This is a genomic window from Burkholderia anthina (assembly GCF_001547525.1).
Lineage (GTDB): Bacteria > Pseudomonadota > Gammaproteobacteria > Burkholderiales > Burkholderiaceae > Burkholderia > Burkholderia semiarida.
Map to the genome: position 1 here is coordinate 345,006 of NZ_CM003768.1, position 14,950 is coordinate 359,955.

At 67.4% G+C, this 14,950-nt stretch carries 11 protein-coding genes and 1 other RNA gene; 8 read left to right on the forward strand and 4 right to left on the reverse strand.

Features of this window, described 5'->3' with window-relative positions:
• Position 1: 1 nt before the first annotated feature.
• Positions 2-199 (reverse strand): hypothetical protein, encoded by a 198-nt coding sequence (locus WS64_RS01650; protein WP_060965574.1) that lies wholly within the window; start codon positions 197-199, stop codon positions 2-4.
• A gap of 93 nt (positions 200-292) precedes the next feature.
• Here WS64_RS01650 and WS64_RS01655 point away from each other — a divergent pair, with 93 nt between their 5' ends.
• From WS64_RS01655 to WS64_RS01675, 5 genes are all read left to right on the forward strand, one after another.
• Positions 293-1,579, forward strand: a complete 1,287-nt coding sequence (locus tag WS64_RS01655; protein ID WP_059581070.1) for a Glu/Leu/Phe/Val family dehydrogenase — start codon at positions 293-295, stop codon at positions 1,577-1,579.
• A 289-nt stretch (positions 1,580-1,868) separates the two neighbouring features.
• Positions 1,869-2,762, forward strand: a complete 894-nt coding sequence (locus tag WS64_RS01660) for a glutamate/aspartate ABC transporter substrate-binding protein (RefSeq protein WP_059581206.1) — start codon at positions 1,869-1,871, stop codon at positions 2,760-2,762.
• Between the two features lie 84 nt (positions 2,763-2,846).
• Complete coding sequence (locus WS64_RS01665; protein ID WP_059581071.1) at positions 2,847-3,587, forward strand: amino acid ABC transporter permease; 741 nt, start codon at positions 2,847-2,849, stop codon at positions 3,585-3,587.
• Positions 3,587-4,264, forward strand: a complete 678-nt coding sequence (gltK, locus tag WS64_RS01670) for a glutamate/aspartate ABC transporter permease GltK (RefSeq protein ID WP_059581074.1) — start codon at positions 3,587-3,589, stop codon at positions 4,262-4,264. The genes WS64_RS01665 and gltK overlap by 1 nt, the downstream gene beginning before the upstream one ends.
• Complete coding sequence (locus WS64_RS01675) at positions 4,261-4,986, forward strand: amino acid ABC transporter ATP-binding protein (protein WP_059581077.1); 726 nt, start codon at positions 4,261-4,263, stop codon at positions 4,984-4,986. The genes gltK and WS64_RS01675 overlap by 4 nt, the downstream gene beginning before the upstream one ends.
• Before the next feature lie 82 nt (positions 4,987-5,068).
• On the opposite strand, the gene WS64_RS01680 is transcribed toward WS64_RS01675, so the two are convergent.
• On the reverse strand, positions 5,069-10,300 hold the full coding sequence (locus WS64_RS01680) for an autotransporter outer membrane beta-barrel domain-containing protein (protein ID WP_060965575.1): 5,232 nt from the start codon (positions 10,298-10,300) through the stop codon (positions 5,069-5,071).
• A gap of 618 nt (positions 10,301-10,918) precedes the next feature.
• A complete protein-coding gene (locus WS64_RS01685) occupies positions 10,919-11,833 on the reverse strand; it encodes a class II glutamine amidotransferase (protein ID WP_179231711.1) in 915 nt (304 codons plus the stop codon).
• Between the two features lie 204 nt (positions 11,834-12,037).
• Between WS64_RS01685 and pyrC the strand changes: the two genes are divergently transcribed.
• From pyrC to rnpB, 3 genes are all read left to right on the forward strand, one after another.
• Positions 12,038-13,102 (forward strand): dihydroorotase, encoded by a 1,065-nt coding sequence (gene pyrC, locus WS64_RS01690; RefSeq protein WP_059638126.1) that lies wholly within the window; start codon positions 12,038-12,040, stop codon positions 13,100-13,102.
• A complete protein-coding gene (locus WS64_RS01695; protein WP_060965576.1) occupies positions 13,099-13,989 on the forward strand; it encodes a DUF3025 domain-containing protein in 891 nt (296 codons plus the stop codon). The genes pyrC and WS64_RS01695 overlap by 4 nt, the downstream gene beginning before the upstream one ends.
• 12 nt (positions 13,990-14,001) lie before the next feature.
• Positions 14,002-14,413, forward strand: an RNA gene (gene rnpB, locus WS64_RS01700) — RNase P RNA component class A.
• Between the two features lie 67 nt (positions 14,414-14,480).
• On the opposite strand, the gene WS64_RS01705 is transcribed toward rnpB, so the two are convergent.
• Complete coding sequence (locus WS64_RS01705) at positions 14,481-14,945, reverse strand: OsmC family protein (protein WP_012492957.1); 465 nt, start codon at positions 14,943-14,945, stop codon at positions 14,481-14,483.
• Positions 14,946-14,950 lie beyond the last annotated feature (5 nt).

Consider the following 14,950-nt stretch of genomic DNA (forward strand, 5'->3'; position numbering starts at 1 on the left):
GTTAACCGCCGACGGTTAATCCGGCCGGCGGCCCGGCGGCCCGGCGGCCCGGCTGACGGCGGCCTTGCGGCGCCTGTCGGACGGCCGTCCGCAGCCCCGCCCGTGCCTGCCCGATCCGGTTTTCCCCGAACGCGATGCACGGCCGATCGCCGGCGTTCTTGCGCAGATCGACCGCGGATTTGCGGAAAATCGCGATCATGCAAGAAACGCATAATCGAATAAACAAACGGCATTGGATAAAAAAAACGGCTTTTTCGACAATGGGCGCAATCCGTTGAACGTTGGAGCTTCCATGTCTTCGCAACAGCAGTCCATCCCGTCCTACCTGCACGCCGACGATCTCGGCCCGTGGGGCAACTACCTTCAGCAGGTCGATCGCGTCGCGCCGTACCTCGGTTCGCTGTCGCGCTGGCTCGAAACGCTGAAGCGTCCGAAGCGCATCCTGGTCGTCGACTGCCCCATCGAGCTCGACAACGGCACCGTCGCGCACTTCGAGGGCTATCGCGTGCAGCACAACGTGTCGCGCGGCCCGGGCAAGGGCGGCGTGCGCTACCACCAGGACGTGACGCTGTCGGAAGTGATGGCGCTGTCGGCATGGATGTCGGTGAAGAACGCGGCTGTGAACGTGCCGTACGGCGGCGCGAAGGGCGGTATCCGCGTCGACCCGCGCAAGCTGTCGCGCGGTGAGCTCGAGCGCGTGACGCGCCGCTACACCAGCGAAATCGGCATCATCATCGGCCCGAACACCGACATTCCGGCGCCGGACGTCAACACCAACGAACAGGTGATGGCGTGGATGATGGACACGTACTCGATGAACCAGGGCCAGACGTCGACCGGCGTCGTGACCGGCAAGCCGATCGCGCTCGGCGGTTCGCTCGGCCGCAAGGAAGCGACGGGCCGCGGCGTGTTCGTCGTCGGCTCGGAAGCGGCGAAGAAGAAGGGCCTCGAGATCGAAGGCGCGCGCATCGCGGTGCAGGGCTTCGGCAACGTCGGCGGCATCGCGGCGAAGCTGTTCCAGGAAGCGGGCGCGAAGGTGATCGCGGTGCAGGATCACACGGGCACGATCTACCAGCCGGCCGGCCTCGATTCGAACAAGCTGCTCGACCACGTCGCCCGCACGGGCGGCGTCGCGGGCTTCGAAGGCGCGGAGCCGATGCCGAACGACGAGTTCTGGACGGTCGAGACCGACATCCTGATCCCGGCGGCGCTGGAGAACCAGATCACCGAGAAGAACGCGGCGAAGATCCGCACGAAGATCATCGTCGAAGGCGCGAACGGCCCGACGACGACGGCGGCCGACGACATCCTGAGCGCGAACGGCGTGCTCGTGATCCCCGACGTGATCGCGAACGCGGGCGGCGTGACGGTGTCGTACTTCGAGTGGGTCCAGGATTTCTCGAGCTTCTTCTGGACGGAAGACGAGATCAACCATCGCCTCGAGCGCGTGATGCGCGAAGCGTTCGCCGGCGTGTGGGCGGTCGCGGAAGAGCACAAGGTGACGGTGCGTACGGCGGCGTTCATCGTCGCGTGCAAGCGCATCCTGATGGCGCGCGAAATGCGCGGCCTCTACCCCTGACCGGGCGTCCCTGATCGGGCGTCCCTGACCGGGTGTCCCTAACCGGGCGTCCCTAACCGGGCGTCCCTGATCAACGACCATGATCGATTCATGATGCAATCCACCCGATTGCGGAAATGAACCCTCGCGGGCGATGCCGAATCCGGCATCGCCCGCGCGCGCATTCGGGGCGCCCGAAGCCGGGAGGACGGCTTCTCGCAGGGCGATTCGTAGTGCGGTTAACAACCAGTACTTTCAAAAATATTACTTTGATACACTGGCGCGGGTTTTAGCCAAGGAGATGACCAAAATGAAATACCACAAGGCAGTCCTGATGGTCGCGGCGCTTTGCGCGTTCGCAAGCGGCGCGCATGCTCAGGAGACGGGCACGCTGAAGAAGATCAAGGACACCGGCGTGATCGCGCTGGGCCACCGCGAATCGTCGATTCCGTTCTCCTATTACGATCAGAACCAGCAGGTGGTCGGCTATTCGCGCGAATTCCAGATGAAGATCGTGGACGCGGTGAAGAAGAAGCTGAACCTGCCGAACCTGCAGGTGAAGAACATCCCCGTCACGTCGCAGAACCGCATTCCGCTCGTGCAGAACGGCACGGTCGACATCGAGTGCGGCTCGACGACCAACAACCTCGAGCGCCAGCAGCAGGCTGCATTCTCCGACACGATCTTCGTGATCGGCACGCGCCTGATGACGAAGAAGGATTCGGGCGTCAAGGATTTCGCCGACCTGAAGGGCAAGACGGTCGTGACGACGGCCGGCACGACGTCGGAGCGCCTGCTGCGCAAGATGAACAACGACAAGCAGCTCGGCATGAACATCATCAGCGCGAAGGATCACGGCGATTCTTTCAACACGCTGGAATCGGGCCGCGCGGTCGCGTTCATGATGGATGACGCGCTGCTCGCGGGCGAGCGCGCGAAGGCGAAGCAGCCGGGCGAGTGGGTGATCGTCGGCACGCCGCAATCGGAAGAGGCTTACGGCTGCATGATGCGCAAGGGCGACGCCGACTTCAAGAAGGTCGTCGACGACGCGATCTCGCAAGTCGAGAAGTCGGGCGAAGCCGCGAAGATCTACGCGAAGTGGTTCGAGAACCCGATCCCGCCGAAGGGGCTGAACCTGAACTTCCCGCTGTCCGATTCGATGAAGAAGCTGTACGCGAACCCGAACGACAAGGCGCTCGACTGACCAAGCGGCCGTTGACGCAGAAATGACGCTACTGAAACGGAAGAGGCCATGCTTCTTCCGTTTCTTTTTGCTGGAGTCTTGCCCATGTCTTACCACTGGAACTGGGGCATCTTTCTGAGCCCCGTGTCGACCGGCGAGCCGACGACCTATTTCGGCTGGCTGCTGTCCGGCTTCTGGGTGACGATCGAGGTGTCGCTCGTCGCCTGGGTCATCGCGCTGATCGTCGGATCGCTGTTCGGCGTGCTGCGCACCGTGCCGAACAAATGGCTCGCCGCGATCGGCACCGTGTACGTGTCGATCTTCCGGAACATCCCGCTGATCGTGCAGTTCTTCGTCTGGTATCTCGTGATACCCGAGTTGCTGCCCGCGTCGATCGGCACGTGGATCAAGCAGTTGCCGCCCGGCACGCAGTTCTTTACCGCGTCGATCGTCTGTCTCGGCCTGTTTACGGGTGCCCGCGTATGCGAACAGGTGCGCTCGGGCATCAACGCGCTGCCGAAGGGCCAGCGCGCGGCCGGCCTCGCGATGGGCTTCACGCAATGGCAGACGTATCGCTACGTGCTGCTGCCCGTGGCGTACCGGATCATCGTGCCGCCGCTCACGTCGGAATTCCTGAACATCTTCAAGAACTCCGCCGTCGCGTCGACGATCGGCCTGCTCGATCTGTCCGCGCAGGCGCGCCAGCTCGTCGACTACACCGCGCAGACCTACGAGTCGTTCATCGCGGTCACGCTCGCGTACGTGCTGATCAACCTCGTCGTGATGGCGTTCATGCGCTGGATCGAAGGCCGTACGCGGCTGCCCGGCTATATCGGAGGCAAGTGATGCATCAGTTCGACTGGAGTAGTATTCCCGGCGCGCTGCCGACGCTGTGGTCGGGCGCGATCGTCACGTTCAAGATCACGCTGATCGCGATCGTGGTCGGGATCGTCTGGGGCACGCTGCTGGCGCTGCTGCGGCTGTCCGGCGTGAAGCCGCTCGCATGGTTCGCGAAAGCGTACGTGACGGTGTTCCGCTCGATCCCGCTCGTGATGGTGCTGCTGTGGTTCTTCCTGATCGTGCCGCAGGTGCTGCAGGGCGTGCTCGGGCTGTCGCCGACGATCGACATCCGCCTCGCGTCGGCGATGGTCGCGTTCTCGTTGTTCGAAGCCGCGTATTATTCCGAGATCATCCGCGCCGGCATCCAGGCGGTGCCGCGCGGGCAGGTGAATGCCGCGTTCGCGCTCGGCATGAACTACGCGCAGGCGATGCGCCTCGTGATCCTGCCGCAGGCGTTCCGCGCGATGGTGCCGCTGCTGCTCACGCAGGCGATCGTCCTGTTCCAGGATACGTCGCTCGTGTACGTGATCAGTCTCGCGGACTTCTTCCGCACGGCCGCCAACATCGGCGATCGCGACGGCACGACCGTCGAGATGGTCCTGTTCGCCGGCGCATGCTATTTCGTGATTTGCTCGTTGGCGTCTGCTCTCGTCAAGGGTCTCCAGAAAAAGGTCACAAGATGATTTCCATCAAGAACGTTTCGAAGTGGTACGGCCAGTTTCAGGTCCTTACCGAATGCACGACCGAGGTCAAGAAAGGCGAAGTGGTCGTCGTGTGCGGCCCGTCGGGCTCCGGCAAGTCGACGCTGATCAAGACCGTGAACGGCCTCGAGCCGTTCCAGCAGGGCGAGATCCTCGTGAACGGCCAGTCGGTCGGCGACAAGAAGACGAACCTGTCGAAGCTGCGCTCGAAGGTGGGGATGGTGTTCCAGCATTTCGAGCTGTTCCCGCATCTGTCGATCACCGAGAACCTGACGCTCGCGCAGATCAAGGTGCTCGGCCGCGGCAAGGACGAAGCGGCGGAGAAGGGCATGAAGCTGCTCGATCGCGTCGGCCTGAAGGCGCATGCGCACAAGTTTCCGGGCCAGTTGTCGGGCGGCCAGCAGCAGCGTGTCGCGATCGCGCGCGCGCTGTCGATGGACCCGATCGCGATGCTGTTCGACGAGCCGACGTCCGCGCTCGATCCCGAGATGATCAACGAAGTGCTCGACGTGATGGTCGAACTCGCGCAGGAAGGCATGACGATGATGGTCGTCACGCACGAGATGGGCTTCGCGAAGAAGGTCGCGCATCGCGTGATCTTCATGGACAAGGGCGCGATCGTCGAGGACGACCGCAAGGACGATTTCTTCTCGAATCCGAAATCGGAACGCGCGAAGGACTTCCTCGCGAAGATCCTGCACTGAGCGTTCGCGCGTTTTCGCGCGCACCCATGCGAAAACCGCCCAGCACGTAGCCGGGCGGTTTTTTTTCGTCCGCCGCCGGGCGTTACCAGCTGTACCGGTAGCCGACCTGCCCGACGATGCCGCGCCGGTAATCGCCGCCGATGTTGCGCGCGATCTTCGCATTCGCGTACAGCTCGCCCGACTTGCCGAAGCCGGCGGTCACGCCGACGCCGAGCTCGTACCAGGTGCGCCCGAGATGCGTCGCGAACGGCGTGCCGCCGACCACGGTTTGCCCCGGCGACAGGAAGTCGTGCAGCACGTCGGCCGTGAAGTACGGCGTCGCGGCGCCGCCGCCCGCGTCCGACGGGAGGTTCGGCCGGAAGATGCGCACGCCGACGCGGCCGCGCAGCGCATTCGACGTCGTGCCCGATACGGCCGACACGTTGTCGTTGAACCCGTTCAGCTTCAGGTACTGAACCATGAGCTGCGCCTGCGGCTCGACCGCGACCGGCAGCGTACCGATCGCGAACGGTTTGCCGACTTCCTGCGACAGCGCGACGCCGAAGCCGTTCTGCGACGCTTCGTTGCCGTAGCTGTCGCGATAGCGGTTGCCGTAGTGCGTGACCTGGCCGACGCTGTCGAAGTAGGTGCCGTCGGACAGGTAGCGCGTCCAGTAGCCGCCGACGCTCTGCGCGTGCATCTCGACCGAGCCCGTCGACGTCGACAGGGTGGGCGAGCCGGCGCGCGCCATGTCGCTGAAGCTCGCGTTCGACACGCCGATGCTGGCCGTCACGCCCGCATGCGTGCTGCCGGCGCCGTCCGGCGCCTGGTCGAGGGTCCAGTCCTTGCCGAACTGCGCGAAGAACGTGCGCTCGTCGGCGGAGAAACGGCCCGCGTTCGCATCGAGGCTTTGGCCGCCGATGCGCCCCCACACGCCGTCGCGATTGCCCGGCGCCTGCTTCTCGACGTTGTAGATGTCGCCGACGCGCTCGTGCAGCCTGCCGAGCGTCGAAAAGCCGTAGTCGGCGTTCAGCAGCGGTGTCATCGCGTAGCCGGAGACGCCCGGACGATACGCGAGCGCGCCGCCGTTGCCATTCCCGTTTCCGTTGGTGCCGCCGTCGCCGCCGCCGGACGGGTGGATCGGGCCGCCGGGGTCGGTCGGGTCGAGCTGCGAACGCAGGTACCAGCCGTTCGCATCGCCTTGCCCGCCGCGATAGAGCCGGTATTCGTACGCGCCGGCCTGTACCGGGCCGGCGAGATGGAACGCGGACGCGGCGGTCGTGCCGCCGTTGGCCGTGACGACCACGGGAATCCCGTCGCCGGTCGTCTGCGCGCCGGTGCCGGCCGTGTTGGCGATCTTCAGGCCGGTCGTGCCGCTCGCCGTGCCGCCGTTCACGATCAGACGGTCGGTCGGCGACGCGTCGGCGCCGAGATACGTGTTCAGCGCGATCGTGCCGCCGTTGCCGACGTAGCCGCCCGTCGTCAGCGTCTTGTAGCTGCCGGTCAGCGTCGGCGAGCCGGTCGGCGCGGCGAATGCGACGAGGCCCGCGTTGTTCAGGCGGCTCAGGACCGAACTGCCCGTCATGCGCCACGTGCTGGTGCCGTCGACGGTCAGCGCGACCGGGTCGATTTTCCCGGTCAGCGTCGTGCCGTTCGCGAGGAACACGTTGCCGGTGCTCGACGCGTCGGAAACGATGTCGCCCGCGAGGTTCACCGCCGATGCGTCGAACGTCACGTTGCTGCCGTTCGCGAGGTTCAGCAGCGTGCCGTTGCCGGCCGTCACGACCGTGCCGTTGCGCACCGCGATGTCGGCCGTGCCGCCGCGCGCGGCGAAGGCCGGCCCGGTGACGGACGTCACGCTGCCGCCGTCGACGAGCACCGAGCTGGTCGCGCCGTTCGCGAGCGTGTCCGACGTCAGCACGCCGGCCGTCGCGCCCGTGAGCGCCGTGCCGGTCAATGCGAGCACGCCGCCGCTGTTCGCCGTTGCGCCGTTGCCGGCCGCGCTGGCGAGCGACGAACCCGTATCGGCGATGCGCCCGCCGTCTTGCGCGACGATGGCGTCGGCCGCATTGCCCGACGCGGTGACTTTCGCACCCGACAGCAGGGTCGTCGCGCCGCCGTCCATGACGATCGCATGGGCGTTCGCGCCGGTCGTCGCGACGGTCGTCCCGTTGGCCGCGAGCGTGGAATCGGCGCCCGACACGAACAGGGCGCGCGCATCGGCGCCCGTCGTGCGGACGACCGTGGCCGCATCGGTCGCGATGCGCGCGCCCGCGCCGGTCGACGTGAGGCCGGCGGCGCCGTTGCCGGTCGTCGCGATCTGCGTGCCGGACAGCGCGATCGTCGCATTCGCACCGAGGTTGCGGATCGCGCTGCCCGATCCGCCGACCGCGATCGACGTCGCGCCGGCCGCGATGCCGCCGCCCGTGACGGTCGAGTCGATCAGCACGCCGTCGGCGCTGCCGTTCGCGACGACGGTGCCGGCGCCCGACAGCGCGACCGATGCGCCGGCCCCCGTCAGGCGCACGCCCGCGACGCCGTCGTCGGCCTCGATCGAGCCTGCGTTGGCGAGCGTGGCCGACGCGCCTTGCACGAGCGCGCCGGTGCCGTTGGCGACGCGGATCGTCGACGCGTTGTTCACCGTGCCGAGCGTGCCGGCCACGACGCCCGTCGAGCCGGCGCCGGTCAGCAATATCGTGCTGCGATTCTCGAGCGTGCCGAGGTTCCGCGCGATGAAACCGGTCACGCCGGCGGTCGACGCCGTGACGGCGGCGTGGTTGGTGAGCGTCGTCGCGACCGGCGCGCCGGCATTCGCGCCGGCGAGGTCGTGCGCCTGCCCGTCCACCACGCCCGCGGTCGCGCCGGCCGCGTTCAGGTCGATCGTCGCGCCGGCGTCGATCGTGCCCTTCGCGCCGCCTTCGACCGCGATCGCGATGCCGTTCGCGCCGTTGACGTGGTAGACCGCGTTGCCGGTCGACAGCGTGGTGCCGGCGTCGGTCGCGAGTACGCCGCGCGCCCGCTGGCCGTTGACGTCGGTCGTCAGCGCGCCGGCCGCCGACGCGCCCGTGTAGGCCGCGCCGCCCGCGACGCGGAACAGCGTCGAATCGTCGGTGTCGACGCCCAGATGCTGCGCGGCGACGTTGATTTTCGAGCCTGCACCGTATGCATAGAAGCCGATCTGGTTCGTGCCGGACATGAAGGCCGGCACGGCGTTCGCACCGACGTCGATCGTCGCGCCCGAACGCGCATGCACGCCGATCGCGCCGGTGCCCGTCAGGTTCAGCGCTCCGTCGAGCGTGGCCTTCGCGCGCGGCCCTTCGGCCCAGACGCCGTAGTTGCGCGTGCCCGACGCGGGATCGAGGCCGCCGGCGACGTCGATCGTGCCGGTCGACGTCGCGGCCGTCGCGTTCGCGCCGGTCCCGACGACCATGATGCCGATGCCGTTCACGCCATTCAGCGTGATCGTGCCCGTGTTGGTCACGGTCGCGGCGGTGTCGACGGCGAGCATGCCGACGTTGGCGAGCGGCGTGCCGGGCGCGGCGCCGTTGACGACGATCGCGCCCGCGTTGGTCAGCGTGCCGGAGCTCGAGCCGATGCTCGCCAGCGCGGCGCCGTTCTGCGTCTGTGTGCCGATCACGATCGTGCCGAGATTGCTCGCGGTGCCCGACGCGCCGAGCAGGATGCCGTACGCGTGCGCGGCGAGCGCGACGTCGTTTGCCGTCTGGCCGGGCGCGTACTGCGCGGCGCGGCCGAGATAGATCGTGCCGCCGGCTTCGTTCGTGAAGCGGCCGCCGGCGACGAGGCCGCCGATCACCTGGCTGTCGAGCGTCGTCGCGTTGACGCCGACATTGATCGTGCCGGCGTTCGACGCCGTTGCGCCGTCCGTCACGGCGACCGCGTAGTTCTGCAGGTCGGGCCGGTTGCCGTCCAGCGTCCACGCGCCGACGTTCATCACGCCGTTGTTGACGAACGACGTGCCCGCGCCGTTCGCGAACACGCCGGCGCCTTCGGTGTACGCGTTGTAGTTGAAGTTGTTCGGCGGCGCGCTGCCGCTCGTGTCGAAGTCGTCGCCGGACGCGTACCCGGACGAGATCACGCCGTTGTTGACGCCGCTTGCGCCGCTCAGCAGGCGCACCAGCGTGAAGTCGCCCGACAGGCGGCCGTCGTTGATGAAGTGCGCGCCGTTTTCCGCGAGGACGGCCGAGCTCGACACGATCGTGTTGGTGCCGCGAAAGTCGATCTGGCCGTCCTTGCCGATCTGCAGCGTCGCGTTCGCGCCCGTGCCGTGCATCACCGACAGGAAATCGATCGGCAGCGTGTTCTTGTCGCCCGCGGACACGTCGTTTCGATACTGGAAGGCTTGCTGCGAGAACGTGACGGCCTGGCCGAACGCGCTGTCGTAGGCGGCCTGCGAGCCGAGCGCGCCGCTTTGCACCGAGCGCACGAGAAAATCGTTGTACGCGGCGAGCGACGCGGCGTCGGTCACCCGCCACGTGCTGCCGTCGAATGCGGTGAAGGTGCCCGCGTAGGCCGGCACGTCGAGCTGGCGGGTGCCGACCGCGCCGCCGTCCGCCAGGTAGTCGCCGGTGGTGAACCGGATCTGGTTGCGCGAATTCCAGTTCACGGTGCTTGCCGCGGCACCCGTGCCGTCCGCGACGGTAAGGTCGGTCGCCTTCGCGGCCATCGAGATCGCGTTGCCCGGCGCATCGGGGGCATTCGCCGCATTGCCGATCGACACGTTGAGCGTACCGCCGGTGGCGGCGACGGTGCCGATGCGCGTGTTCACATACTGATCGCCGTTCACGTCGTGGTAGACGGGCACCTCGGTCGCGCCGGCCGTCGACGGGGAGAACGCGGACGAATCGTAGGTCGCGACCGACGTGTGGGTGCGGGTGATCGAGTCGGGTGTGCTGACGCTGTGCGTCTTGCCGCCGAGCGACAGCAGCGGCTGGTTCGGGTTGCCCGACACGAGGGTCGTGCTCCCGATCGGCGTGAGCGCGTAGCCCGGGTCGCCCGCGGCGGCGCTCCATGCGCCCGACACGCCGACGGTATCGCCGCCGGACACGGTGGCGGAGCCGGCCAGGTTGTCGTTGACGGTCGGGCTGAAACTGTCGAGCGCGCAGGCGCCGCCGTTCGCGATGGCCGTACCGCCGCCGCACGTCGATGCATGCGCGGCGCCGACCGACAGCGCGGTCAGCAACGCGCCGAGTGCCGCCGCGCGACGGCCCGTGCCCGATTCGCCGCCCGAGCGCTTGCCGCGCGCGCGAGTCGTTTCCGCCACCGCGACCCAGCAGCCGGCGGCTTCGCTCCATATCGATCGAAATGAGTGATTCACGACATACCCCTCTTTCTTCTTTTTGACGTGGCATTCGCCGCCATTCGGCGAATTCGCATTCCGCGGTGGAGAAATGATTCGAAGGGGGCGTGCGGCGGCTATGGCTGCGTGTCGCGCCAATCGTGTTTCGTTGACACCGAGGATGGGCGGAGTCTACTGATTCGAGTGGCCGTCGATTATCGATAAGCCGGAAACTGTAATGATGCGAACCGTAATGCGTGGTATTTTTGATTTGTGTGGTTAATCGAACCGAAAGCCGTGGTGGGGGCGGCGGTTGGGCCGGTGCGTGAAAATCCGGAGCGGTTGCCGGAGTAGGTGGGATAGCGCACGGTTCCCGCCGGGACGATACGTTAAAATGCCGGTCCGGGATCCTGTTTTTAATTGATGGTTATTTATTTGATTCCTTCTGCTATTTTATTTTCGCTCGTCAATTAATAAAATCAAGCGAATGTCGTGCGGCATCGGGCGATTGGCGCCGGTCGGCGGCCGAAGTGAAACCGTATTGGCTGGAGCGGGCGATTTGCGCCGATGGCGGGCGTGGCCGGTTGCGCGGCATGAAGTCCGCGCAGCAGGCAGGAAATGAGCAGAAAGCAGGCGCGGCCGGTACCGCGCCGGGTTTCAGAAATCGATCGCGTCGTCGGCGTCGCCGTCGGCCGCGGTGGCGAGCGCTTCGCGAACCGCCGTGCGCGGCGCCGATGCCGACGCGTCGAGCGACGGGTTGCGCAGCTTCTCGAGCACGCGCTCGGGCACCGGAATCCGCATCCGCGCGGCGACGTCGCCGCACTGGAACATGATCAGCTCGCCCGGCTCGAACGCGGTCCAGACCTCGTTGTCGGTGAGCGGCTGCGTCGCGATCACCGCGACGCGATCCTCGGGCGTCGTGTATTTCGCGAAATCGATCGACAGGTCTTCGTCGACGAGATGCGCGGTCGAGAACGGCCAGCGCCGCACGAGGTAGTGCAGCCGCGTCGAGCAGTGCGCGAAGAGCGCCTGGCCGTTCGACATCAGGAAGTTGAACACGCCGTGATCGGTGATGCCGCGCGTCAGTTCGCCGACCCGCTCGAACAGCTCGGGCAGCGGCGGCTGCGCGCCGGGAAAGGCCTCGCGCAACCCCTGCATCAGCACGCAGAACGCCTGTTCGCTGTCGGTCGTGCCGACCGGATGGTAGACGCTGCCGTCCATGTCCGGCGCGTAGTCCTGCAGGTCGCCGTTATGCGCGAAGATCCAGTGCCGGCCCCACAGCTCGCGCATGAACGGATGGCTGTTCTCGAGCAGGATGTGCCCTTGCGTCGCCTTGCGGATGTGCGCGATCGTGTTCTTGGATTTGATCGGGTAGCGTTTCACCATTTCGGCGATCGGCGACGTGGCCGATGCCTGGTGATCGATGAAGAGGCGACAGGCCTTGTCCTCGAAGAACGCGATGCCCCAGCCGTCGGCATGGTGATCGGTGAGCCCGCCCCGGGCCGCGAAACCTGTGAAGGAGAATGTGACGTCCGTCGGCGCGGCGCAGTTCATTCCAAGGAGTTGGCACATTTTACGTGGGGCGGCAGGCTGAAGCGGGGGTAACGAACCGGGCGAACCCCGGTACAATGCGGCTTCTAGCATATCACCGAGCCCTGAGCGGTAAAAAGCGGATTCCGCTGGCCAAAGGCCCCGTGTTGCGGTTTGCCGTCAGTCGGCCCGCGCACGCGCGTTCCGGCCCCGCCGATGGCAAGCCCGTTCCTCACGACGCCTCCTATGACTGCCTCGAACGCTTCTTCCCCGGCGACGCTTTCGCTCGCCCGTCCCGACGACTGGCATCTGCACCTGCGAGACGGCGACATGCTCGCCGCCGTGCTGCCGCACACCGCCCGCCAGTTCGGCCGCGCCATCGTCATGCCGAACCTGAAGCCGCCCGTCACGACCACCGCGCAGGCGCAGGCCTATCGCGAGCGCATCCTCGCCGCGCTGCCGGCCGGGATGACGTTCGAACCGCTGATGACGCTGTACCTGACCGACAACACGCCGCCCGACGAAATCCGCCGCGCGCGCGAAAGCGGCTTCGTGCACGGCGTGAAGCTGTACCCGGCAGGCGCCACGACGAATTCCGACCACGGCGTCACCGATCTCGCGAAATGCGCGAAGACGCTCGAGGCGATGCAGGAAACCGGCATGCCGCTGCTCGTGCACGGCGAGGTGACCGATGCGTCGATCGACCTGTTCGACCGCGAGAAGGTGTTCATCGATCGCGTGATGACGCCGCTGCGCCGCGATTTCCCGGGCCTGAAGGTCGTGTTCGAGCACATCACGACGAAGGACGCGGCCGATTACGTGCGCGATGCCGACGCGGCGCCCGGCCTGCTCGGCGCGACGATCACCGCGCACCACCTGCTGTACAACCGCAACGCGCTGTTCGTCGGCGGGATTCGCCCGCATTACTACTGCCTGCCGGTGCTGAAGCGCGAGACGCATCGCGTGGCGCTGGTCGAGGCCGCGACGTCGGGCAACCCGCGCTTCTTCCTCGGCACCGACAGCGCGCCGCACGCGCGCGGCGCGAAGGAAACCGCGTGCGGCTGCGCGGGCTGCTACACGGCGCTGCACGCGCTCGAACTGTACGCGGAAGCGTTCGACACGGCCGGCGCGCTCGACAAGCTGGAAGGCTTCGCGAGCTTCTTCGGCGCCGATTTCTACGGGCTGCCGCGCAGCGCGGAGACGGTCACGCTGCGCCGCGAGGCATGGGAACTGCCGCGCGAGATCTTCGCGGGCGACACGCCGGTCGTGCCGCTGCGCGGCGGCGAGACGATCGGCTGGAAGCTCGTGTGAGCGGCGCGCCGCCGCGCGGATCCGGCCCCGCGGCCGGGCGCCCGGCGGCGGATTTCGCGCGGATCGACTGGTCCGCGCCGTGGCTCGCGCCGTACGCGGAGCCCGGCCGCGTGTGGCAGGCGGCCGCCCGTGCGGGCGAGGCCGCGCTGCTCGATGCGTTGAACGGCGCGTTGGCCGGCGTGTCGCGAGGCGGCGATCGCGTCACCGGTCGCGGCAGGCCGCTGCGCTTCGTGCCGCAGGCCGGGCTGCCGCCCGGCGTCGCGTACGAGACCCATATCGCGGGCACCGGCGGCGTGCCGACCCGCCACAATCTTCACGACTTCTTCAATGCGCTCGTCTGGTTCGCGTACCCGCGCACCAAGGCCGCGCTGAACGCCCGCCAGGCCGCCGCGATCGACGCGGCGGGCGGCGTCGGCCCCGTACGCGGCACGTTGCGCGATGCACTCACGCTGTTCGACGAGAATGGCGCGCTGTTCGTCACCGCCGAGCGCGCGCTCGCCGATGCGCTGCGCGGCTTCGACTGGGCGCGGCTGCTGGTGGCCGCGCGCGATGCGTGGGGCACGCGCTGCGAGGCGCGACTCGTCGGCCACGCGCTCCTCGAACAGCTCGTCGCGCCTTACAAGTCCTGCACTGCGCACGCATGGATCGTCGAAGTGAGCGCCGACTATTTTTCATGGCCCGACGCGCAACGGATCGCGCACGTCGACGCGCGAATCGCCGCCGAACTCGCGACGCGCGCGCTGACGCCCCGCGATTTCGCGCCGCTGCCGGTGCTCGGCGTGCCGGGCTGGTGCGCGGCGAACGCCGACCCCGCGTTCTACGACGATCCGGCCGTGTTTCGCCGCGGCCGCCGCTCGCGCGCTGCCGACGGCGGCGCGCAGTGCTAGAATGCGCGTCGCAAAGCAGGCCAGGCAGTCGCGGCCTCGGCGCCTTCGGGCGCGCGGGGGCGAGGAAAGTCCGGACTCCACAGGGCAGGGTGATGGCTAACGGCCATCCGTGGCGACACGCGGAACAGGGCAACAGAAAGCAAACCGCCGATGGCCCGGCGCAAGCCGGGATCAGGTAAGGGTGAAACGGTGCGGTAAGAGCGCACCGCGGCGACGGCGACGTTCGCCGGCACGGTAACCTCCACCCGGAGCAATTCCAAGTAGGCAGGCGCGCATCTTCGGATGCAGGACGGGGCCCCCGTCTCGTCTGCGGGTAGGAAGCTTGAGCGCGTCAGCAATGGCGCGCCTAGAGGAATGACTGCCACGCGTTGCGCGCTCCGGTGCGCAGCGTGCACAGAATCCGGCTTATCGGCCTGCTTTGCCGTTCGAATGCGAAAGGGCCGGCGCTCCCCACGGGGCGCCGGCCCTTTTTTCATGCGCGCGCCCTGTGCTCAGGCGGCGACGATGTCGAACGAATGCGTGAGTTCGGCCGTCTTCGCGATCATGATCGACGCCGAGCAGTACTTGTCGTGCGACAGGTTGATCGCGCGCTCGACCGTGGCCGGGTTCAGGTTGCGGCCGGTGACCGTGAAGTGGAAATGCACCTTCGTGAACACCTTCGGATCCTCGCTCGCGCGCTCGGCCTTCAGCGTGACCGAGCAGCCGGTCACTTCCTGGCGGCTCTTCTTCAGGATCAGCACGACGTCATAGGCCGTGCAGCCGCCGGTGCCGAGCAGCACCATTTCCATCGGCCGCGGCGCGAGGTTGTGGCCGCCGCCTTCGGGCGCGCCGTCCATCGTGACGAGATGGCCGCTGCCGGTCTCGGCGGAAAACGCCATGCCGTCCTGACCCATCCAGCTTACTTTGCATTCCATGCTTGCACTCCAGCGTTGCCTGATTCGGATTCGATCCGGCATTGTAG

Excerpts from the sequence above, each read along its gene's own strand:
- WS64_RS01650 (WP_060965574.1), bottom strand. The coding sequence starts at position 199 with ATGATCGCGATTTTCCGCAAATCCGCGGTCGATCTGCGCAAGAACGCC.
- WS64_RS01655 (WP_059581070.1), top strand. The coding sequence starts at position 293 with ATGTCTTCGCAACAGCAGTCCATCCCGTCCTACCTGCACGCCGACGAT.
- WS64_RS01660 (WP_059581206.1), top strand. The coding sequence starts at position 1,869 with ATGAAATACCACAAGGCAGTCCTGATGGTCGCGGCGCTTTGCGCGTTC.
- WS64_RS01665 (WP_059581071.1), top strand. The coding sequence starts at position 2,847 with ATGTCTTACCACTGGAACTGGGGCATCTTTCTGAGCCCCGTGTCGACC.
- gltK (WP_059581074.1), top strand. The coding sequence starts at position 3,587 with ATGCATCAGTTCGACTGGAGTAGTATTCCCGGCGCGCTGCCGACGCTG.
- WS64_RS01675 (WP_059581077.1), top strand. The coding sequence starts at position 4,261 with ATGATTTCCATCAAGAACGTTTCGAAGTGGTACGGCCAGTTTCAGGTC.
- WS64_RS01685 (WP_179231711.1), bottom strand. The coding sequence starts at position 11,833 with ATGTGCCAACTCCTTGGAATGAACTGCGCCGCGCCGACGGACGTCACA.
- pyrC (WP_059638126.1), top strand. The coding sequence starts at position 12,038 with ATGACTGCCTCGAACGCTTCTTCCCCGGCGACGCTTTCGCTCGCCCGT.
- WS64_RS01705 (WP_012492957.1), bottom strand. The coding sequence starts at position 14,945 with ATGCCGGATCGAATCCGAATCAGGCAACGCTGGAGTGCAAGCATGGAA.